The organism is Halopiger xanaduensis SH-6 (assembly GCF_000217715.1).
Classification (GTDB): Archaea; Halobacteriota; Halobacteria; order Halobacteriales; family Natrialbaceae; genus Halopiger; species Halopiger xanaduensis.
Genome location: NC_015666.1, coordinates 1,017,647 through 1,036,692, shown reverse-complemented (window position 1 = coordinate 1,036,692; position 19,046 = coordinate 1,017,647). Strand labels below are relative to the sequence as shown.

Below are 19,046 nucleotides of genomic sequence, written 5' to 3'. Positions count from 1 at the left end.
TGGCCGCGCTCGGCTCGAGCGCTTCGGCGGGCGCGGAATGAGCACAGCGCAGAGTTGACAACCCACCGAAACCTTTTCACACCGCTCGGAGAACTATCGAGCGTGTTGCTGGAGTTGCTCCTCGAGGCCGGGTTCGACGCGGTGCTCGAGCGCCGGAATGATCGAACGGGACCGCAGTGGGCCGCGCTGTTTCTCGGCGTGCTGCTGTTGCTCGCCGCCCTCGCCGTCGGCGCCTCGAGCGGGCTCTGGTACGGGCTCACCGTTGCGGTGTTCGGAATCGCGCTGGTAGCGTACGGGTTCTGATCGGCCGCTCGCAGCGCGCGGCGCGCGCCGCGCGAGAGTCCGACTGCCGGCCGGCGGTTTCGACAGCGATTTCGAGAAGGGTTTAGGCGTCGTGTTCGTCGGACGAACTGTGACCGAAGAGAGCCCGCCAGCCGACGGGAACGCCGCCGGCGAAAGCGCCCCGGAGCCGTCGACGAGCGTCGCGGCCGACGCGGATCCGGACCGCGTGACGTTCAGCCGGGAGGGGCTCCGCGCCGGCTTCGTCACCTGCGTCCCGATCGCGCTGGGCGTCGGCGGCTACGGCATCGCGTTCGGCGTGCTCGCGGATCAGGCCGGCCTGAGCGTCGCCGAAGCCGCGCTGATGAGCGCGACCGTCCTGGCCGGCGCATCCCAGATCATCGCCGTCGAACTCTGGGCCGATCCGCTGCCGATCGCGACGATCGTCTTCACCGTCTTCGCGATCAACCTCCGCTACTCGCTGATGGGCGCGGCGCTGCAGCCGTGGTTTCGCCGCCTCTCGCCGAGCCAGGTCTACGGCAGCCTCTACTTCATGGCCGACGAGAACTGGGCGCTGACGATGCGCGACCTCAAGTCCGGCAGCGGCCGCGGCGCCTTCCTGCTCGGCAGCGGGATCGCCATCTGGGTCTTCTGGGTCGGCTCGACGATCCTCGGCGCAGTCGCCGGCGGCGTCGTCGGCGATCCGATCCGCTACGGCTTCGATTTCATCCTCGCGGCCGTCTTCGTCGCGCTCGCGGCCGAGCTCTGGGAGGGCAAGTCGACGCTCGTCCCCTGGGTCGCCTCGCTGGGCACCGCCGTCATCGCCGCCCAGTACCTCCCCGGCCGGTGGTACGTCCTGCTCGGCGGCCTCGTCGCCGCCGCCGTCGAGGTGATCCGCTATGACGAGTGAGGTCGATCTCGCCGGCGCGCTCTCCCTCGAGCCGCTCACCGTCGGCGTCATCCTCGCCATGACCGCCGTCACGGTGCTGACGAAGGTCGGCGGCATCTGGCTCGTCCGCCACGTCGAGTTGAGCGAGCGTCTCGAGGCCGGCCTCTCGGTGTTGCCGGGTGCGATCGTGATCGCCGTGCTCGGCCCGGATCTGGCGGCCGGCGGGCCGGCCGAGTGGGGCGCCGCGTGGCTGGTGCTGCTCGTGATGTGGCGCACCGAGAACATTCTGCTGGCGCTGATCGCCGGCGTGGTCGGCGTCGTCACGTTTCGGAGCGTGCTCTGAGAAACCGGGAAATTCCTACGTCTGGAGCCACCGATGCCCCAGCGCGGTGCCGAGCGCGACCAGCCCGACGGCGCCGAACGCAACCGGAATCACGGTGCCGACGGTTTCGGTCGTCGCGCCCGCGAAGTCCAGCGGCGGAACCCCGTTCAACGGCCCCGCGTACCAAAGGACGAGATAGCCGAGTTCGAACGCCCGCCGGGTTCGACTCCAGAGGCCGAGCACCTGCGCAACTGACGGGACGAACAGCACCGCACCGCCGAGGACGATCGCGCCCTTGAGTCCCGCATCGAGAACGGTCGGCCAGACCGCAACGCCGAGAAACGCCCCCGTGACGAGCGCGCCGGCACTCCACTCCGCGAACAGTTGGCGGTACGGCTGTCTCGAGGAGACGATGAAGGGCGTGACCCGGTGATGGACCGAGCGGTAGCCCATGCCGGACCAGACGAACAGCGGCCAGATCGTTGCGACCGAGACGATGGCTGCCGAGGGGACGGTGCCGGCGACACCGACGACGGCGATGACGGCCGCACCGGCGTACCACCACCAGGGGCGGCCCCGGATGAGGAGCCGCAGTTCCTGAACGAAAAGCCGTCCGAATCCGCCGGCCGAGCGGTCAGCGACGGGGGTCAGCGAGACGTTCGCGGGTTCGGTTGCATCGGTTTCGTCACCGTCGCGGCCTCGAGAAAGGGGAGACGGAACGAAACGGCCGAGTCGGTCGACGAGGGTGCTGCTCGTCGATTCGTCTCCGGTGTCGTACCGGTCGTAGGGCAGGGTCGCGACGAGCACCAGTCCGATACCCGCCAACGAGAAGCCGAGTCGGTTCGCGACGAACCACGCGGGCCACGCGCCGCCGTTCCACTCGAACGTGACGACCTCGCCGTCGATCGTTCCGGTCCCGTAGTTCGCGACCGGCGGGCCGTCGTATTCGGGGGCAACGGAGAGCAATGCGTCGACGGTCATCTCGCCCGTCGCGACCAGCCCGACGGAATCGACGGCCCGCACCCAGAACGGAATCGACGCTGTTCCCCGTCGTCACCCCCGGCAGCAGCCGCTGCGGCCGTCAACACTGCGATTGCGCCGAAAAAGTAGATCACGTTCCCGGCCGTTCCGCGCAGCCGGTCGGTCGACTGCAAGACGATCGTGAGGCCGGCCACGAAACAGCCTACCGGAAAGGCAATCAAAAAGACACCGCCGACGATCCAGACCGGATCGGTCCCGCCGACGCCGTGGACGGCGTGGTTGACGAGCGCAGCCCCAGCCAACGTCGCCAGGATCGCCGCGACGACTGCGACGTGACTGAGCCAGGTTCCGAGAAGGTACGTACGGCCCCTGATCGGCGTACTCGCGAGGAGTTCGTCGAATCCCGTCGAACGATCCCGGCGAAGCGAGCTCGCGAGGACGTAGTAGCCGACCAGCAGCAGAAACATGCCGCCGGTGAGTCCCGTCGTCAATCCGACGTACGGCGCGGTCCGCTCCCCTCGGTAGTCGACGGTGGCCCCGTCGACGGTGTCCTGATAGAACAGTTCGAACGTGCCGACGTTCAACTGGTAGCCGACGATCGCGACGATCGCCAGCACGATCAGGAGCCGTCGAGAGCGGAATCGCTGGAAGACGTCGGCCCGAGCGACGCGGACCGCGGTCGAGATCTCCCCGCCGACCATCTACGTCACCCCTCCCGACCCCGTCACCGCGCCCGCCTCCGTTCGCGGCCCGACGTGATCGAGGTAGGCGTCCTCGAGCGTCGGCGTCACGAGTTCGGCATCCGTGTGCGGACGCTCGTCGGCGATAAGCCGCACCCGGACGCCGTCGGCTCGCTGGACGGTGCTCGAGACCCGATACCGCTCGCGGAGGGTCTCGAGATCCCCGCGCGAAGCGAGGTACTCGTAGACCTTGCCCTCGGTGTCGGCGACGAGCGATTCGGGATCGGCGTGGGTCAGCAACTCGCCGTCGTTCAGGAGGGCGACCCGCGACGCCGTCGCTTCGACGTCGGGGACGATGTGCGTCGAGAGGAGGACGACGCGGTCCTCGGCAACTGAGGACAGCAGGTTCCGCACCTGCACGCGCTTCTCTGGATCGAGGCCGACCGTCGGCTCGTCGACGACCAGCAGGTCTGGATCGTTGACCAGTGCCTGCGCGATGCCAACGCTCTGGCGCATCCCGCCGGAGAAGTACGGAGTTTCCGATCCGCCGCGTGCTCGATCCCCGTCAGGGCCAGCAGTTCGTCGATGCGGGTGCCGGCCGTCTCGCGATCCAATCCGCGCAGGGCGGCCACGTACTCGAGGAACTCCCGCGCCGTCAGGTCGGGATAAACGCCGAAATCCTGCGGCAGGTAGCCGAGTCCCTCCCGTACGGCCGCCGGCGACTTGGTGACGTCGGTCCCGTTCCAAGTGACGGTCCCGGTCGTGGGCTCGGCGACCGTCGTGATGATTCGCATCAGGGTAGACTTTCCGGCGCCGTTCGGTCCGAGCAGGCCGTGAATCCCAGTCTCTAACTCGAGGTCGACGTTTCGGACGCCCCAGAGGTCGTCGCCGTAGCGCTTACCGACGGACTCCAGCCGAAGGGTCATTGGCGAGCCCATCGAACGCCGCCGCCATAAGAATGATGCCGCGGTTACACTATCGGAAGCGCCGGCTTTGCGGGAACTGGATTTCCCGGAGCGGGCGAGGACAGTACGCGAATTTATCCGTTCGGCACGCGAATCGCCGCTATGGTACGACGGGAGCGATCCTTTCGCGGCATCTCCGAGCGGCTCGCGATTCGCTACCTGACGAACCTCGGCGGCGAACACCGCGAGGACGGAACGGTCGCGAGCGAGGACTGGACCGCCACGGTCTCCTCGGAAAAGGTCGACATCGGCCCGTCGATGTCGCTGACCGAGGTGACCGTCGTCTTCGAGGGGAACGAGGAAACCCTCGAGCCGCTCGTGGACAAGTTCGCCCAGAAGGCGATGCGTGCGGGGGGATGATGGCGGGCGATCCGATCGACGGCCAGATCCTGCTGCTCACGGCGGCGAAGTCGGGGGTGTCGCCGAACCGACTGCCGGACCTTCTCGACCGCACGCAGGCGCATCTCGTGCCCGCGCGCGAGGAATATCGGCGCGAGTACGAGCGGATCTACGAGACCGAGACGTTCGAGGCGTTTCTCGTCGACTGGGGCCACTGGGACGAGATCGGCGACGCCGTCGGACTGGACGACCGCGAGCAGTCGGCCGTCCGGCGCGCCCACGAGGAGCAACTCCTGCGCGTCGGCCGGCGCAACGACCGCGAGGCGGAGTTCGAGACGGCCCTCGAGATCCGTGAGCCGGTGTTAATCGGGCCGGAGGGGAGCGACAACGACGGTGATGGCGACGAAGACGGAGACGGCAGCGGCAACGGCGACGACTGACGATCGAGCGGCGGCGGTTGGACTCGCGGGTTGCGGGTTTGGCCGCGGACCGCAAGATCGGATCGGCCGCGCGGCTCGAAGTCGATGACAACGCTAAAGATACTGATTCACCTTTGCCAAGACACTGAGACGATGGCCATCGACAAGGAGACCGACATGACCGACGAGGAGATCGACGATTTCCTCGGCCGGCACGAGACGGGGGTGCTGTCGCTCGCGCGCACCGACGAACCGTACGCGATTCCGATCTCGTACGGCTACGACGAGGACGACCGCGAGTTCTACATGCGGCTGGTATCGACGCCGGACAGCGAAAAGCGCGAGTTCCTCAGCTCGTCGCCCCAGGCGCGGCTCGTCGTCTACACCGAGGCCGACTCGACCTATCGAAGCGTCATCGCCACCGGAACCCTCGAGGAGATCGATCCGGCGGATCTCACGCCGGACCAGATCGCCCAGTACGGCGAGGCGAAGCGGCCGCTGTTCGAGATCTGGGCGGAGGGGAAGAAGGATCTGAACATCGAACTCTACCGATTCGTGCCGGACTCGCTCAACGGTCGGCGAACCGAGATCGACCGCGCGGAATGAGGGCCCGAGTCGGGGAGACGGTACGTTCTACGTTCTGAGATCGAGGTCGGAGATCAGGCGGAACGGAAGGGCTTGGGGTTCGGAATGTAGAGGAGAGTAACGGAGAGTCGAATGCGAATCCCGTAGCGACTGAGACCTCGCCTGACGGACGGAACCGATCGATATCGCTGCGGGGCTCGAGACGGTGCGCGTCGGCGGCGATTCTATCAGTTGGTCTGTTGCTTCGCGGCGAACGCCGCCTCGGAGACGTCGGCGCCGCAGACCGGACAGCCGTGGGAGAGCGTCGCCTCCCGCATCGACTCGTTGACCTCGATTTCTTGGCCGCACTCGGGACAGGTGAATTCGTATCTACTCATGTGCTCGTGACGACTCGGGTTGTATCCGGTATGGATCGGCTACGTTCATAGCTGTGCGTCCACTATATATAGGGTTGCGGTTCGGTGCGAGGACCCTGTAGTTCCCGAAGCCTTCTTGGGGGAGGAGCTATCCCTCGCGGTCGAGGATCGCGTTCAGGAGCTTCGTCTGGGCCGCGGCGAGGTGTTCGGTGAACGTCGTGCTCGTGATCCCCAGTTCCTCGGCGACCTCCCCCGCGTTGGCCCGCTTGGGGTGCTCGAAGTAGCCCATCCGGTGGGCCGTCTCGAGCACCTCGAGCTGGCGGTCGGTCAGCGTGCTGCGGTCGACGAAGACGAGGTTCTGCTCGGCGTGGTCCTGCTGGGACTGCAGCAGGCGCTGGACGTCGAGGTTCTCGCACTTGGCCTGTAGTTCGCCGATGATCGCCTGCAGCCCCTGCATGTCCGGCGCGTGGAAGGTCAAATACAGCGCCGTCCCCTGCGTGCGGACGTCGACGACGGGGCAGTCGAACCCCTCGACGATCTCGCAGGGACAGCCCCGTCCGAGCTCGCGCTGAAACCGGTAGACCGAACTCGAGCCGTAGGCGAAGACCGACTCGAGGTCGGCGTCGACGTCGAACTCGTCGTCTTCGGGGTACTCCTCGGCCTCGAGCATGAACTCCTCGGTGACGCGCTCGGGCGCGTCCGGGTTGACGCTCTTGGAGACCGACTGGACCTTTCCGCCGGTCTCGCCGGACGCCTGCGCGACGACGCAGTGGGGCGGATCCTCGAGTTTCACTTCGGCGCGTATCCCCGACGGCACGGCCGTATCTGAAGTGCGGGGAAACCTAAACCCTGCGGGACGGGCCATTTGGTGGGACTGCCCCTCAGTGGCGAGTCCAGATACGCAACTGCGGTTACCGAGATCGAATACTCACTGTCAGTATCCGGTTTCGACCTCCGTGAGAACAGCCGCCACACCGCTCGAGCGCCGAATTCTGACACCCCATATAAAGCACCCTGTATTTATTGGGACTCGTTTGGAGGGGGTCCGGTGGATACTAGAAAGTGAACGATGTCCGCTACGAACTCCAACGTGAAGCGAGGATGGCCCCGCGAGGAAGACACCGCCGACCCCCAGCACGTGCTCGCCGCGCTCGACGACGACGCCTGCAGGGCCATCCTGGAGGCGACGAGCGACGAGTCGCTGACCGCGACCGAACTCTCCGAGCAGTGCGACATCCCGACCTCGACCGCCTACCGCAAGGTCGAGATGCTCACCGAAGCCGACCTCGTCGAGGAGCGCGTCCGGATCAACACCTCCGGCAAGCACGCGACCGAGTACCGCCGCTCGTTCGACGACGTCGTCGTCTCCGTCGCCGACGGCGGCGTCGAGATCGAGATGACGAGCCCGGAGGCCGACGGCGATTCGAGCACGAACACCAACGCGAGCTCCGCCCAGCCCGTCGCCGGCGACTGACGACCGACGACCGATCGACGTGACCGCGACCGTCCACACACCACTGCTCGGGTGACGTCGTAGCGGACGCCTCGAGCGGTTCCGGTTGGTGATTCGATGCTGATTCTCGTCTCGATCTCGTCTCGAGTACGCTACTGAGAAATAAGGACCGCGGTTGGCGGTGCGGAGACCGTCGGCTGGACGGAGTGTGCATCGAAAGAAAATTGCAGTGGTGGGAACCGCGTGAACGACGGGCCGATGGGACAGGACCCGGCGTCGCTCGTCGATCTGCTTAGTCGTCGCTCGGAGCCGCCGCCGCGCCGTCGCCGGCGCTGACGCCCGTCCCTGGACCGACTTCGATGTCGAGTTCGTCGAGTTTCTCGTCGGGCACGACGCCGTCGACCCAGCCGCGGTAGTCGTAGTACTCCTCTTTCATCGGCTCGAGTTCGCAGTGCTCGCCCTCGCTGGCGCCCTGGCCGGGGATGCCGTCCGGCAGGAACCGGTCCGGCAGCGAATCGTCGGAGCCGTCGAAGCCGGCGAGGTTGTTGTAGTAGCGCTCTAAGTTGTAGACGCGCTCGCCGGCCTCCATCAGCTCGTCCTCGGAGACGTCCAGGCCGGTCATGCCGTTGTACTGGAGGACGTACTCCTCGATGCCCTCCGCGAAGGCGTTGAACTTGCAGATGTCGAAGGAGTCGCTGATGGCGTGCAGGTCCTGGAACTCCGCGGTCAGTTCGCCCTTGCCCTCCCACTCGTAGGGATCGACCTTCTCGGGGATGCCGAGAATTTCGGCGGCGGGCGTGTAGCCGCGCAGGTGGCAGGCCCCGCGGTTCGAGGTGGCGTAGCCGATGCCCATCCCCTTCATGCAGCGCGGGTCGTAGGCGGGGATGGTCTGGCCCTTGACGGCCAGGGAGTTCTCGTGGGCGTCCATCTGCTCTGCGATACGGTCGGCGCCCTCGGCCAGCAGGTCCGCGAGGTCGGTCTCGCGGTGGGCGATCCGCTCGATCATGTCGACCATCTCCTCGGAGTCGCCCCAGTCCATGTCGTGGTCTAAGTCCTCGAGTTTGCCCTCCTCGGTCATCTCCATGGCCATCGCCATCATGTTGCCGACCTCGATGGTGTCGACGCCCATGTCGTTACAGCGGTCGATCATCAGCGCGATGTCGTCGCGCTCGGTGTGACCGGAGTTGGGGCCCAGCGCGAACGCGGACTCGTACTCGTAGGACTCCGTCCGGACGTTCATCTCCTCGCCCTTGTGCATCGTCTGGACTTCGACTTCCTTCTTGCAGGCGACGGGACAGGAGTGACACGTGGGTTCGTCGACGAGGATGTTCTCGCGAACGTTCTCGCCGGAGACCTGCTCGGAGTCGAACTCGTCGCCGGCGAAGCCGTCCTCGCGGGCGTCCCGCGTCGAAGTGTACTTCCCGTTGCGGGTCGGGAGCCCAGACATCTCCTCGGTGAGGTTCATGAGGACGTTGGTGCCGAACTTCGAGAGCCCGCCCTCGTTGGGCGCGGTGACGTCCGACTCCTGGATGACCTGCATGGCCTGCTGGTGGCCCTCCATGAACGTCTCCTTGTCCGCGGGTTTGGGCATCTTCGTGCCCGATTTGACGACGACCGCCTTGAGGTTCTTCGAGCCGGCGACGCAGCCGACCCCGCCGCGACCCGAGGCGCGGTCGTCCTCGTTCATGATCGTGGCGTAGCGAACCTGGTTCTCGCCGCCGGGGCCGATCCCCATGATGCTCAGGTTCTTGCCGTAGGAGCCGTCGACCTCCTCTTCGATCGCGTCGCGAGCCTCGTGGAAGCCCATCCCCCAGAGGTGGGACGCGTCCCGAAGTTCGACCTCGCCGTCCTCGACGAAGGCGTAGACCGGTTCGTCGGCCTGACCCTCGAAAAGCAGGCCGTCGAAGCCGGACCACTTGAGTCGCGCGCCGGACCAACCGCCCTGGTGACTGTCGGTGACGGTGCCGGTCAGCGGCGACTTGGTGCAGACGGCGATCCGGCCGCTCATCGTTACCTGCGTGCCCGACAGCGGCCCGTTCATGAAGGCCAGCAGGTTGTCGGGTCCGAGCGGATCGACGTCCGGTCCCTGTTCGAATACGTACTTCACCCCGAGGCCGCGCGCACCGATATACTTCTTCGCGTCCTCGTCGTCGATCGACTCGTACGCGACGTCCCCGTCCGAGAGGTCGATGCGAGCGACCCTGTCTTGGAAACCGCCGAGTTCTGTCATGATAAACCCCTCTTGTTACAGTACGCCCTCTACGGTGTTAGTAGTTCCCAACCGCCAGTAACCACAAGTGATTAACACCCCGCCGGGTCGATCGCTCCATCTGACTGAATTGTCAGCGGCGGGACGGGGATCCCGCTCGAGCGACCGGTCGGCAAGAACTGCGCGCTCGTAACGACCCGTCCTTACTGCGACCGCGTCACAATCAAAAGCAGCCCGGAGCGGATGCTCTCCGCAGCTATAACAGCAACGCCACGATCGCGAGGATAATGAAGATCAACACGAAGATCCGCGCGATCTCCATCGATACCCCTGCAACGCCCCGTGCACCGACGGCCGCGGCGATGATCGCGAGGACGAAGAACACGATCGCCCAGTACAGGAACCCGCCGCCGCCCTGCAACGGCATTGCGTGCTCGAGCATACCGCCGGCTATCACGACCGGGTACATAAACGCTGGCGACCGTCCGCGGGGCTAAGAACGGACTACAGGTCGGTAACCGCGGGTTCAGACGCTGTGGGCGGCGACTACGCGGACTCGTTTGCGCCGGCGTCGTCGAAGAACGCACGACACAGTTTCGCCTCGGCGGTCCGCAGGTGCTCGTGGAACGTCGGCCGCGAGACGTCCATCGACTGGGCGAGTTCCTCGCCGGTCGTCGGCCGGGGCCACTCGAAGTAGCCGCCGAGATAGGCACGCCGTAACGCGTCCAGTTGGCGCTCGGTAAGGTCGTCCTCGAGTCGTCCGGCGAACTCCTGGCGCGTATCGCCGCTGCGGTCGCGCTGCTGGAACGAGCGCACGTCGGTTCCCTCGTAGCGATCCTCGAGCCCCTCGACGATCGACCGGACGTTCGCTGAGCGGGGGAGCTCAAGCGTGACGCTGGCGCGGCCGTCTTCCGCCTCGATGGCGCGGGTGCGGACGCCGCGTTCGGAGAGCCAGCCGACGAGGTCGTCGTCCCGCTCGAGTTCGATCAGACAGCCGTTCTCACGTTCGACGACGATTCGACAGTCGACGTTCGGCAGCTCCGCGGCGGCGTCGGTGAGTTCCGCGGCGCTGGCGCCGGTGACGGTAAACAGCGAGGTCGTTCGTTCCTGCCCGTCCCCGTCGCTGGTCTCGCCGGTTCGGTGGACCGAGCGACGATACTCGAGCCGGCAGTCCGCGTCGGCCGAGAGCGCGACCGGCGCGACCTGACGGTCGCGGACCTCGAGTTCGACCGCGACGACTGCGTCGGTCGCGAGCACGCGGCTGGTTTCGCGGGCGTTGATCCCGCTGGCGATCGCCCGGGCGAGCGCCGAGAGGATCGCCGATTCGCGCTCGTCGACGTCTGTGCCGTCGGCGAGGCGAACCGTCAGGACGCCGTACTCGATCTCGTTGTAGCGCAGGGGAAACGCGGCCAGGGACGCTCCGTCGACGGTTCCGACGGCGACATCATCGCTCGAGAGCGCTGCGGCGGCCGGGTGATCGCCGTCGGCCGGGATCGAGTCGGCGTCCCTGTCCACAGGACCGTCCGCCGCACTCGCGCCGGCATCCACGCGCGAACGAACATCGATCGTTCCCGTCGCGGGATTGCGCTCGCCGATCCAGACGCCGTCGTAGGCCGATTCCTCGGCGATACGCTCACAGACCGCAGCCTCGAGATCCCCCCGGTCGGTCGAACCCGCCACGGACGCGGTGACGTCTCGGACGAGTCCCTCGACGCGATCGAGGACGTACTCGAGTTCCTCGGTGCGGCGCTCGAGGGCGCGTTCGGCCTCCTTGCGCGCGGTGACGTCGTTCTGGAAGCCGACGTAGTTGGTGACCTCGCCGGCGTCGTTGCGGACGGGCGCGATCGTCACCTCGTTCCAGAACTCGGTGCCGTCCTTCCGGTAGTTTTCGAGTTCGACGGTGACAGGGCGGTCCTCGTCGATCGCGGCCGCCATCTCGGCGATCGCGTCCGGGTTCGAGTCCCCTCCCTGCAGGAACCGGCAGTTCCGTCCGACGACCTCGTCGTAGCTGTAGCCCGTAATCTCCTGATAGGCCTCGTTGACGTACACCAGCGGATTGTCCTCGCGATCGGGGTCCGAGATCGTGATGCCGACCGGCGCCTCCTCGAGGGCCCGCTCCTTGACCGCGCGGTCGCTCGTTGCGGGGGACGTGGGCTCGGGGTCGGCGAGGTCACCCGCTGGATCGGCAACGGTCTCCGATTCGGCGGTCGATTCGAACACGATCGTCGCGCCGTCCTCGTCGCGGTGGACCCGCGCGTCGTACTCTGCATCCTCGAGGGCAACCGTTCGGACGGTCCCGACGACCGTCTCCTCGATCGCCGCCTCGAGCGACGGCCACGACGCGAGCGTCGACGGCTCGCACGCACCGCTCTCGGGGTCGATTCCGAACGCGTCGCGGGCCGCGCCGTTGGCGTACGCGATCGTCCCGTCGACGACCGCGACGACCGGCGCGACGACGCGCTCGAGCGCGGTTGCCGCCGGCGACGCGCCGTCGGCACCCGCCGCGGGGTCGGCGTTAGTCATAGGCCATCGTAGGGAAGACGTCCCTAAGAACCGTGTGGCTCAGCGAACGGATCACGAATCGAACCAAAGGCGTGGGAGTTAATAACACGCACGATAAATGATGATGTATGAGCACCTACCGTTCACCGTTCGAGCGGCTCCGCGAGAAGTTCGACAAATCGGAACTGCAGTGCCGGCAATGTGGCTACCTCGACGAGGATGGCGGCTGGCAGGTGACCACGTCCGGGAATCGGATCAACTACCGGTTCGTCTGTCCGACCTGCGGCGCGATCGAGACGAAGGAGATGCGACTCGGATCGAGACGCGACTAACGAGTCGCCGCTCAAACGGCACCGCCAGCACCGGCAGTCAGCATCCGAGACGACCAGAGACGAACGGTGGACGGAGCGGCGCGTGACCGCGCTGCGACGCAGGGTGTTTCTCATCGACCCTCGAAGGAACTCGAACCGGCTCGCTTTGGGCCGCGACCGCCGATCTGAGTCGCCGCCCGCTCGAGCGATCCCAACGAAGGCGCTTTAGGCGCTGACCCGCTTTGCCCTCCTAATGAGTCAACCCACGCCCGAGGTCTACGAGCAGGGCAAGGGCATGGACGCCCACAACCAAGTGATGCGCGAGATCCGCTCGCGCAAGGAGGCCAGCTACGATCCCCACGAGCCGACCCGGGTCTGGCTCGACGAGGACAACACGCCCGACGGCGTCAAGCGGAGCCTGACGATCATCCTCAACACCGGCGGCTGCCGCTGGGCGCGCGCCGGCGGCTGCACCATGTGCGGCTACGTCGCCGAGAGCGTCGACGGCGGTTCCGTCTCCCACGAGGCCCTGATGGACCAGATCGAGGTCTGCCTCGAGCACGAGGAAGAAAACGCCGACGAGCCCGCCGGTCTCATCAAGATCTACACCTCCGGCTCCTTCCTCGACGAGCGCGAGGTCGGCGCCGAGACCCGGCGGGCCATCGCCGACACCTTCGGCGACCGCGACCGCATCGTCGTCGAGTCCCTGCCCGACTTCGTCGACCGCGAGAAGATCGCCGACTTCACCCAGCACGGGCTCGACACCGACGTCGCGATCGGCCTCGAGACGGCGACCGACCGCGTGCGCCACGACTGCGTGAACAAGTACTTCGACTTCGCGGACTTCGAGGACGCCTGCGCCGAGGCCGCAGCCGCAAACGAGGACGCCGCCGACGCCGAGGCCGGTATCAAGGCCTATCTCCTGATGAAGCCACCCTTCCTCACGGAATCCGAAGCGGTCGAGGACATGATCTCCTCGATCGAGCGCTGCGCCGACGTCGAGGGCTGTCACACCGTCTCGATGAACCCCTGTAACGTCCAGCGCTACACGATGGTCGACGAACTCTACTTCAACGACGGCTACCGGCCGCCGTGGCTCTGGTCGGTCGCCCACGTCTTAGAGGAGACCGCGGACGTCGACGCCATCGTCGTCTCGGACCCCGTCGGCCACGGCTCCGACCGCGGCCCGCACAACTGCACGGAATGCGACGACCTCGTCCAGAAGGCGATCAAGGACTTCGACCTCCGTCAGGATCCGTCGGTCTTCGAGCAGGTCTCCTGCGAGTGCGAACTGACCTGGGAGACCGTCATGGAGCGCGAGCGGAGCTTCAATCAGCCGCTGACGCGGTAGCGAACGGACTCGCCAGTTGCCGGTCGTCAGTCACCGCTCGCCGATTCGTCGGTACCGACTCGCGCCGATTCGGAATCAACTCGAGGCAGCCGAATGTCGACGACCGTTCCACGAGGCTGATTCGCGCGGAACGCGAGCTGGCCGCCCGACTGCGAGACGACCCAGTTGACCAGCCAGAGTCCGAGGCCGCTCGCGTGGCGCAACTGCGTGATCTCTCGATCCTCCTGGAGGAGCGCACGCTCTTCGTCGGGGATACCGGGGCCGTCGTCGGCGATCGAAAGCGTGACCATCTCGTCGGGACCCCCGTTTTCGCCGCCCGATCCGTCGCCCGCCGACGCATCTGACAGCCGAATCTCGATCGTCGGCGCCGCGCTGTCGTTGTGTTCGACCGCGTTCTCGAGCACCTGAAAGATCGCCGTCTCGAGGTAGTCGGTCCCGCGAACGAAACACTGCTCTGGGACCGAGTCGGCCAGTTCGACGGTGAGGGCGGCGGGCTTTCCCTCGTTCGAAGCGTACGTACACTCGAGCCGGTCGGTCACCTGCTGCAACACCGAGACGAGGTCGACCGGTTTGTGTATCGCCTCGTCGCGCTCGAGGGTGCGCTCGACCGCGCGGGTCTTCTCGGCGAGGCCGAGGAGGTCGTCGGCGCGCTCCCGGATGATCGTCGCGTACTCGGCCGCTTCGGTCCCGTCATCCGCGAGTCGGTCGGCGAGTTCTTCGGCGCAGCCGTCGATGATGTTCATCCCGTTGCGCAGGTCGTGGCGTAACACGCGATTGAGGATCTCGAGTTGCTGCTGTTGCCGCTTGCGGTCGGTGATGTCGGTGTAGAGTCCGACGGTTCGTTCGACCGACGCCTCGTCGTTGTCCCCCTCGTCGTCTCCGCCCGCCGACGCGTCGGTCGTCACCGGCACGACGCGGATCATGAAATCCCGCAGGCCGTCCGCGGTCCTGCGTTTGCCCTCGGTTTCGACGACGGAACCCCGGTTGCTCCGCCTGTTGATCGCCATCGCCGCGGCGCTTCGGTCGGGCGGAACGATGCGTTCGTCGAGCGGTTCGCCGACCAGATTGTCCGCCTCGTAGCCGAAGAGATGCTCGAACGCGGGGTTGACGGCCTCGACGATCGGTTCCCCGGACTCGGTGTGGTGTGCGATGACGGCCGCGTCGGGGACGTTCTCGAAGAGCGCGGCGAACCGGTCGCGCTCCGCGCGGATCTCCGCTTCGAAGTCGAACCGATCGAGCGCGTCGGCGACGTGGGAGAGCAGCAGTTCCGCGAGCTCCGCGTCCTCGGCGTCGAACGCGTCCGGGTCCGTCGAAACCGCCTGAAAGACGCCCGTCTCCCCGATCGGCACGGAAAGCGCCGACCGGAATTCGTCGCTCTCGGGCGCGGCGTCCTCGCTGGCCGCAACGTCCGCGATCCGATAGGTTTGTCCCGTTTGGTAGGTCTTCCCGGCGATTCCCTCGTCGATCGACATCGTCCGAGCGTACTCCTCGTCGATCTCCGACGAGATCGCCTTCTTGACGAGGGACTCGCCCTCCGCGACGTCGACGACGCAGGCGTCGAAGTGCAGCACCTCCTCCGCCGCCTCGAGGGTGAGCGCGTAGATCTCCTCGCGCGTCTCGCAGTCGTCCAGCCGGGACGCGACCTCGTGGAGGTTCGCGATCTTCGCCTCGTGAGCGACCAGTTCGTGTTGCATCCGCTTGCGATCGCTGATGTCCCGGACGATTCCGACGGTGCCCTCGAGGTCGCCGTCGGGACCGGTCAGCGCCGCGTTGATCTCGCAGGGAACCCGCCGACCGTCGCGCGTCTCGAGGGTGACCTCGTAGGCTGCGATCGCTTCCCCGTCCCGTTCGTGGTTATCGACTCGACCGGCGGAGGAGAGCGCGCGGATCCGCTTGCGGCGGCGTTCGGCGCTCTCGTCGGTGAGGATCGTCGAGATGTGCGCGCCGACGAGGTCGACGCGCTCGTAGCCCGTCACCTCGGTCATCGCGTCGTTGACCGTGACGAACCGGCCCGCCGAGTCCAGCGAGTAGACGCCGTCGCCGACCGTCTCGACGATAGCCTCGGTGCGCTCGAGTTCGCGCTCGCGGACGGCCCGGTCGAGCGCCGCTTCCGCCGTCGCGGCCAGCACGCCGAGAAGGTGGACGGCGACGGCGTCGAGGTCGGTCTCCGGCCCGGAGCCGACCGCCAGTAGGCCGTGCTCCCCGAGCGGCTGCAACGCGACGGTGCCGGTCGCGTCGGCGATCGGGTGGGGCGTGTGATCGGGCGTGATGTCGGCGACGACGGTCGGTTCCGCGGCCGTGTACGCCCGCCAGAGGAGTCCGTCTCCGGGGCCGACGCGCCGAACGTCGTCGGCGACCGCCTCGAGACGGGGGGTCGTTCCGACGGGCTCGAGCCTCTCCGACGCGGTTCGGTCGCCGGTCGCAATGTGACCGTCGTCGTCAGTCCGGAGATAGAGCGCTGCGAGCGGGTCGTCGACGACGTGTTCGGTTGCGGCCGTGACGATCGCCGCGATCTCGGCGGCTGACTCGGCGCGGAGCAGTTCGTGCGTCGTTTCCTGCAGGGCCTCGAGCGCGGCGATCCGGTTCCGATCGGCGTCGGTGGGGGTCGGCTCGCGTCGCTCGGCGGCGGCGTCCGGGCTCGGCGGCTCGGACGCGGTCTCGATATCGTCGTCGGCCGACGACGAGCGGGACTGCGCCTGCAGCAGATCGTGCAGCCGCGTGGCGAGCATCGCGACGCCCTGCGATCGGGGCACGTAGCCGTCCGCACCCGCGGCGATCACGTTGCCCGCGAGTTCCTCGCTGCCGTCGGCCGCCGTCGGCGCCACGACGATCGGGACGTCCCCGCACTGCGCTCTGATCCGCGTGCAGAGAGTGGCGGGTGAGCCGTCGGGGAGCGGTCCGCCGATCACGACGCAGTCGGCACTCGAGAGGGCCGCCAGACAGTCGGCGGCCGTCCCGACGACGTCGGGTTCGATCCCGGCGTCTCGCAGGACGGCGACGACCTCATCCGACGGATCGGCGTCGGCGTAGACGGCACGGATCGTGGGGGCCATCGGTAGGTGAAGTCGCAGTCGGTTCGCCGCTCGTCGTCTGTCATCGTCGCAACCGACGTCCCGCCGAACGGAACGTAATCGTTGCTTCTGTAACCCAGGAAGAAAATAAGTGTGGCGGCCTAGGCGTCGATGCCGGTCTCGAAGCCCCGGAGGACGCCCTGTCCGTCGGTCGGGCCGACGTCGGGCAGCGTCGCGCGTTCGGGGTGGGGCATCAACACCGCGACGGTGTCGCGGTCGCCGAGCACGCCCGCGACGTTGTGTTTCGAGCCGTTCGGATTGACCTCCGGTCCGGTCTCGCCGTTCTCGTCGCAGTAGCGAAAGAGGATCCGGTCCTCTTCCTCGAGTTCGTCGAGTCGCTCGTCGCGGATCTCGTAGCGGCCCTCGCCGTGGGCGATCGGGACCTCGATGACCTCGCCCTCCTCGTAGGCGGCGGTCCAGGGCGTGTCGTCGCGCTCGACCCGCAGGTAGACGTGTTCGCACTGGAAGCGCGCGCTCTCGTTGGTCGTGAAGGCGCCCTCCGTCAGACCGGATTCGCAGCCGATCTGGGCGCCGTTGCAGACGCCGAGGACGGGGACGCCCTCGCTCGCGGCCTCGCGAACCTCCGCCACGATCGGGGAGCGAGCGGCCATCGCGCCGGCCCGCAGGTAGTCCCCGTAGGAGAACCCGCCCGGGAGGACGATACCGGTGGTATCCTCGGGGAGACCGTCCTCGTGCCAGACGATCTCGGCGTCGATGCCGAGGTGCTCGAGGGCGCGCGCGGCGTCGCGGTCGCAGTTCGAGCCGCCGAATCTGATAATTGCAACCGTCATCTATCGCTCGGCGACCTCCACGTCGTAGTCGTGGATGGTCGGGTTCGCCAGCAGCCGCTCGGCCATCTCGTCGGCGCGCTCGCGGGCGGCGTCGGCCGATTCGGCCTCGAGGTCGACCTCGAAGCGGTCGGCCGAGCGCAGGTCCTCGAGTTCGAAGCCCAAGCGCTCGAGGGCCTGTTTCGTCGTCTCGGCCTCGGGATCTAACACGCCGCGTTTGAGTCGGACGGTCACCGTCGCGGTGTAGGCGGTCATCACCTGATATCCCGTAACCGTGCTCAAAAATGCTTTCGTCTTTGCGCTGTATTACACGTTCGTGGATAAGGGAGGAGTCGCGGCACGCTGCTACTGAGACCGCGTCGGTGACGACGCGCCGTAAGGCAAAACGGCCACGCGAAACGACCAATCGATGACCACGGCAACGAACGGTGACGATCGACTGTTGACCGGGCCGGAGCTTTTTGTGTTCGCTCACGAACACTACCGCATGGCTACCAACCGGTCGAGGCTGCAAATTACGATGCCGGCGGCCGCCGTCATCATCGCGCTCATCGCCGCGTTCGTCGCGCTCGCGGTGCTCGAGTCTTCGGTCGCGATCCTCGTCGTAATCTTCGGGTTCATCTTCGGCGGCGAGTTGCTCGACAGGCTCGCCCCGCTCCTCGAAGAGTCGGACGAGGAACCGGCCGACGAGACCGACTCGACGCCCGAAGACGCGCTCGAACGGCTGCGAACGCGGTACGCAGACGGCGACCTCTCCGACGCGGAGTTCGAACGGCGACTCGAGACGCTGGTGGAAACGGAAACGATCGCCGACGTCGAGCGGTACCTCGCACAGCAACGCGAGACCGAGCGGGCAGGCGATCGTGACGTCGCCGACGCTGGGGATCGCGAACTCGAGCGATCGTCGGGATAACCTCGTCGAAAACGATGCGACCGCGACGGCGTCGCTCCCAGTCGGCCCTACGTCGACCGGGTGACGACGACGGCGCCGGACGCGTGGACCGTGATCTCGTACACGTCCAACCGGAAGGATACCCGTCCGCTGTCCCGGGTGGCCGAGCCGTTCGCCGGCGCGAAGATCGTCTCGAGGCTGTCGGGGTCGATGCGGTCGTAGAGCCGGTCGAGCGCCGCCGGATCCGACCCCGAGAGATCCGCGATCGTTGCGATGATCGTTTCGGCGAGCGAGTCGTCGCCGGTCCAGTCGTGGGAGACGACCGCCGTCTCCGTTTCGTAGTCGATCCGCGAGCCGCCGTACGTCGGTCGTGTTGCTGTCATCGTTTCACCTTGGGTTCGGTGACTGTCACTCCGCGTGACTGGAAACGCGTACCACAAACGGTGGCATAAAACCCCGTCAGACAATTTACACGAAATTGTACGACAAAACAAAGTGAACCCCGGGACGGGGGCCGGCCCCGACGGAGGCGCCCGTCATACGTCGCACTCGCGCGCAGGTTCGAGACGCGAATCCGGACGATCGGAGCGCCGAATGCGGGTGCGGGTCCGTGGCACGTCGACGGACGGAAAGCAGGACTTTTAGCCGCCCGCG

General features: G+C 66.9%; 21 protein-coding genes and 1 pseudogene. 10 read left to right on the top strand and 12 right to left on the bottom strand.

Going from position 1 to position 19,046, the window contains the following annotated elements:
* The first annotated feature begins 102 nt into the window (after positions 1-102).
* From HALXA_RS05105 to HALXA_RS05095, 3 genes are all read left to right on the top strand, one after another.
* Positions 103-303: a hypothetical protein gene (locus tag HALXA_RS05105; RefSeq protein ID WP_013879245.1), complete on the top strand. Its 201-nt coding sequence runs from the start codon at positions 103-105 to the stop codon at positions 301-303.
* 109 nt (positions 304-412) lie between these two features.
* Positions 413-1,189: an AzlC family ABC transporter permease gene (locus HALXA_RS05100; protein WP_013879244.1), complete on the top strand. Its 777-nt coding sequence runs from the start codon at positions 413-415 to the stop codon at positions 1,187-1,189.
* Positions 1,179-1,511: an AzlD family protein gene (locus HALXA_RS05095; protein WP_013879243.1), complete on the top strand. Its 333-nt coding sequence runs from the start codon at positions 1,179-1,181 to the stop codon at positions 1,509-1,511. The genes HALXA_RS05100 and HALXA_RS05095 overlap by 11 nt, the downstream gene beginning before the upstream one ends.
* A gap of 15 nt (positions 1,512-1,526) precedes the next feature.
* On the opposite strand, the gene HALXA_RS22435 is transcribed toward HALXA_RS05095, so the two are convergent.
* The 3 genes and pseudogenes from HALXA_RS22435 to HALXA_RS05085 all read right to left on the bottom strand — a co-directional run bounded on the left by HALXA_RS22435 (position 1,527) and on the right by HALXA_RS05085 (position 4,077).
* Positions 1,527-2,471 carry a hypothetical protein gene (locus HALXA_RS22435; protein ID WP_245550083.1) on the bottom strand — a complete coding sequence of 315 codons (945 nt, stop codon included), beginning with the start codon at positions 2,469-2,471 and terminating at the stop codon, positions 1,527-1,529.
* The gene (locus tag HALXA_RS22430; RefSeq protein WP_245550082.1) at positions 2,468-3,172 is read right to left on the bottom strand and encodes an ABC transporter permease; all 705 of its coding nucleotides are present in this window, start codon (positions 3,170-3,172) and stop codon (positions 2,468-2,470) included. Before HALXA_RS22430 ends, HALXA_RS22435 begins: the two co-directional genes overlap by 4 nt.
* A pseudogene (locus HALXA_RS05085) lies at positions 3,173-4,077 on the bottom strand (ABC transporter ATP-binding protein).
* Positions 4,078-4,218: 141 nt separating this feature from the next.
* Between HALXA_RS05085 and HALXA_RS05080 the strand changes: the two are divergent.
* The 3 genes from HALXA_RS05080 to HALXA_RS05070 all read left to right on the top strand — a co-directional run bounded on the left by HALXA_RS05080 (position 4,219) and on the right by HALXA_RS05070 (position 5,480).
* Positions 4,219-4,476, top strand: a complete 258-nt coding sequence (locus tag HALXA_RS05080; protein WP_013879242.1) for a hypothetical protein — start codon at positions 4,219-4,221, stop codon at positions 4,474-4,476.
* Positions 4,476-4,895, top strand: coding sequence for a hypothetical protein (locus tag HALXA_RS05075; protein WP_049895183.1), 420 nt, complete (start codon positions 4,476-4,478; stop codon positions 4,893-4,895). Before HALXA_RS05080 ends, HALXA_RS05075 begins: the two co-directional genes overlap by 1 nt.
* 132 nt (positions 4,896-5,027) lie before the next feature.
* Positions 5,028-5,480, top strand: coding sequence for a pyridoxamine 5'-phosphate oxidase family protein (locus tag HALXA_RS05070; protein ID WP_013879240.1), 453 nt, complete (start codon positions 5,028-5,030; stop codon positions 5,478-5,480).
* 206 nt (positions 5,481-5,686) lie between these two features.
* Here the strand turns inward: HALXA_RS05070 and HALXA_RS05065 are convergent, their stop codons facing one another.
* Both HALXA_RS05065 and HALXA_RS05060 read right to left on the bottom strand, forming a co-directional pair.
* The gene (locus tag HALXA_RS05065) at positions 5,687-5,836 is read right to left on the bottom strand and encodes a DUF7560 family zinc ribbon protein (protein WP_013879239.1); all 150 of its coding nucleotides are present in this window, start codon (positions 5,834-5,836) and stop codon (positions 5,687-5,689) included.
* 127 nt (positions 5,837-5,963) lie between these two features.
* Positions 5,964-6,632 (bottom strand): helix-turn-helix domain-containing protein, encoded by a 669-nt coding sequence (locus HALXA_RS05060; RefSeq protein ID WP_049895179.1) that lies wholly within the window; start codon positions 6,630-6,632, stop codon positions 5,964-5,966.
* Between the two features lie 252 nt (positions 6,633-6,884).
* Between HALXA_RS05060 and HALXA_RS05055 the strand changes: the two genes are divergently transcribed.
* Positions 6,885-7,289 (top strand): winged helix-turn-helix domain-containing protein, encoded by a 405-nt coding sequence (locus HALXA_RS05055; protein WP_013879237.1) that lies wholly within the window; start codon positions 6,885-6,887, stop codon positions 7,287-7,289.
* A 271-nt stretch (positions 7,290-7,560) separates the two neighbouring features.
* Here the strand turns inward: HALXA_RS05055 and HALXA_RS05050 are convergent, their stop codons facing one another.
* The 3 genes from HALXA_RS05050 to HALXA_RS05040 all read right to left on the bottom strand — a co-directional run bounded on the left by HALXA_RS05050 (position 7,561) and on the right by HALXA_RS05040 (position 12,000).
* On the bottom strand, positions 7,561-9,498 hold the full coding sequence (locus HALXA_RS05050; protein WP_013879236.1) for an aldehyde ferredoxin oxidoreductase family protein: 1,938 nt from the start codon (positions 9,496-9,498) through the stop codon (positions 7,561-7,563).
* 235 nt (positions 9,499-9,733) lie between these two features.
* Positions 9,734-9,919 (bottom strand): DUF1328 family protein, encoded by a 186-nt coding sequence (locus HALXA_RS05045; RefSeq protein ID WP_049895412.1) that lies wholly within the window; start codon positions 9,917-9,919, stop codon positions 9,734-9,736.
* 104 nt (positions 9,920-10,023) lie between these two features.
* Positions 10,024-12,000 carry a bacterio-opsin activator domain-containing protein gene (locus HALXA_RS05040; RefSeq protein WP_013879234.1) on the bottom strand — a complete coding sequence of 659 codons (1,977 nt, stop codon included), beginning with the start codon at positions 11,998-12,000 and terminating at the stop codon, positions 10,024-10,026.
* Between the two features lie 107 nt (positions 12,001-12,107).
* Between HALXA_RS05040 and HALXA_RS05035 the strand changes: the two genes are divergently transcribed.
* Complete coding sequence (locus HALXA_RS05035) at positions 12,108-12,311, top strand: HVO_0649 family zinc finger protein (RefSeq protein WP_013879233.1); 204 nt, start codon at positions 12,108-12,110, stop codon at positions 12,309-12,311.
* Between the two features lie 232 nt (positions 12,312-12,543).
* The gene (locus HALXA_RS05030; RefSeq protein WP_013879232.1) at positions 12,544-13,641 is read left to right on the top strand and encodes an archaeosine biosynthesis radical SAM protein RaSEA; all 1,098 of its coding nucleotides are present in this window, start codon (positions 12,544-12,546) and stop codon (positions 13,639-13,641) included.
* Between the two features lie 26 nt (positions 13,642-13,667).
* Here the strand turns inward: HALXA_RS05030 and HALXA_RS05025 are convergent, their stop codons facing one another.
* From HALXA_RS05025 to purS, 3 genes are all read right to left on the bottom strand, one after another.
* Entirely contained in the window at positions 13,668-16,694 is a 3,027-nt protein-coding gene (locus HALXA_RS05025) for a PAS domain S-box protein (protein ID WP_013879231.1), read from the bottom strand.
* Between the two features lie 119 nt (positions 16,695-16,813).
* A complete protein-coding gene (gene purQ, locus HALXA_RS05020; protein ID WP_013879230.1) occupies positions 16,814-17,503 on the bottom strand; it encodes a phosphoribosylformylglycinamidine synthase I in 690 nt (229 codons plus the stop codon).
* Positions 17,504-17,755: a phosphoribosylformylglycinamidine synthase subunit PurS gene (gene purS / locus HALXA_RS05015; RefSeq protein WP_013879229.1), complete on the bottom strand. Its 252-nt coding sequence runs from the start codon at positions 17,753-17,755 to the stop codon at positions 17,504-17,506. It lies immediately after the preceding gene.
* 232 nt (positions 17,756-17,987) lie between these two features.
* Between purS and HALXA_RS05010 the strand changes: the two genes are divergently transcribed.
* Positions 17,988-18,413 carry an SHOCT domain-containing protein gene (locus tag HALXA_RS05010; protein ID WP_049895411.1) on the top strand — a complete coding sequence of 142 codons (426 nt, stop codon included), beginning with the start codon at positions 17,988-17,990 and terminating at the stop codon, positions 18,411-18,413.
* Positions 18,414-18,460: 47 nt separating this feature from the next.
* Here the strand turns inward: HALXA_RS05010 and HALXA_RS05005 are convergent, their stop codons facing one another.
* The gene (locus HALXA_RS05005; protein ID WP_013879227.1) at positions 18,461-18,775 is read right to left on the bottom strand and encodes a HalOD1 output domain-containing protein; all 315 of its coding nucleotides are present in this window, start codon (positions 18,773-18,775) and stop codon (positions 18,461-18,463) included.
* Between the last annotated feature and the right edge of the window lie 271 nt (positions 18,776-19,046).

Excerpts from the sequence above, each read along its gene's own strand:
- HALXA_RS05095 (WP_013879243.1), top strand. The coding sequence starts at position 1,179 with ATGACGAGTGAGGTCGATCTCGCCGGCGCGCTCTCCCTCGAGCCGCTC.
- HALXA_RS22435 (WP_245550083.1), bottom strand. The coding sequence starts at position 2,471 with ATGACCGTCGACGCATTGCTCTCCGTTGCCCCCGAATACGACGGCCCG.
- HALXA_RS22430 (WP_245550082.1), bottom strand. The coding sequence starts at position 3,172 with ATGGTCGGCGGGGAGATCTCGACCGCGGTCCGCGTCGCTCGGGCCGAC.
- HALXA_RS05080 (WP_013879242.1), top strand. The coding sequence starts at position 4,219 with ATGGTACGACGGGAGCGATCCTTTCGCGGCATCTCCGAGCGGCTCGCG.
- HALXA_RS05075 (WP_049895183.1), top strand. The coding sequence starts at position 4,476 with ATGGCGGGCGATCCGATCGACGGCCAGATCCTGCTGCTCACGGCGGCG.
- HALXA_RS05070 (WP_013879240.1), top strand. The coding sequence starts at position 5,028 with ATGGCCATCGACAAGGAGACCGACATGACCGACGAGGAGATCGACGAT.
- HALXA_RS05065 (WP_013879239.1), bottom strand. The coding sequence starts at position 5,836 with ATGAGTAGATACGAATTCACCTGTCCCGAGTGCGGCCAAGAAATCGAG.
- HALXA_RS05055 (WP_013879237.1), top strand. The coding sequence starts at position 6,885 with ATGTCCGCTACGAACTCCAACGTGAAGCGAGGATGGCCCCGCGAGGAA.
- HALXA_RS05050 (WP_013879236.1), bottom strand. The coding sequence starts at position 9,498 with ATGACAGAACTCGGCGGTTTCCAAGACAGGGTCGCTCGCATCGACCTC.
- HALXA_RS05045 (WP_049895412.1), bottom strand. The coding sequence starts at position 9,919 with ATGCTCGAGCACGCAATGCCGTTGCAGGGCGGCGGCGGGTTCCTGTAC.
- HALXA_RS05040 (WP_013879234.1), bottom strand. The coding sequence starts at position 12,000 with ATGACTAACGCCGACCCCGCGGCGGGTGCCGACGGCGCGTCGCCGGCG.
- HALXA_RS05035 (WP_013879233.1), top strand. The coding sequence starts at position 12,108 with ATGAGCACCTACCGTTCACCGTTCGAGCGGCTCCGCGAGAAGTTCGAC.
- HALXA_RS05030 (WP_013879232.1), top strand. The coding sequence starts at position 12,544 with ATGAGTCAACCCACGCCCGAGGTCTACGAGCAGGGCAAGGGCATGGAC.
- HALXA_RS05025 (WP_013879231.1), bottom strand. The coding sequence starts at position 16,694 with ATGGCCCCCACGATCCGTGCCGTCTACGCCGACGCCGATCCGTCGGAT.
- purQ (WP_013879230.1), bottom strand. The coding sequence starts at position 17,503 with ATGACGGTTGCAATTATCAGATTCGGCGGCTCGAACTGCGACCGCGAC.
- purS (WP_013879229.1), bottom strand. The coding sequence starts at position 17,755 with ATGACCGCCTACACCGCGACGGTGACCGTCCGACTCAAACGCGGCGTG.
- HALXA_RS05010 (WP_049895411.1), top strand. The coding sequence starts at position 17,988 with ATGGCTACCAACCGGTCGAGGCTGCAAATTACGATGCCGGCGGCCGCC.
- HALXA_RS05005 (WP_013879227.1), bottom strand. The coding sequence starts at position 18,775 with ATGACAGCAACACGACCGACGTACGGCGGCTCGCGGATCGACTACGAA.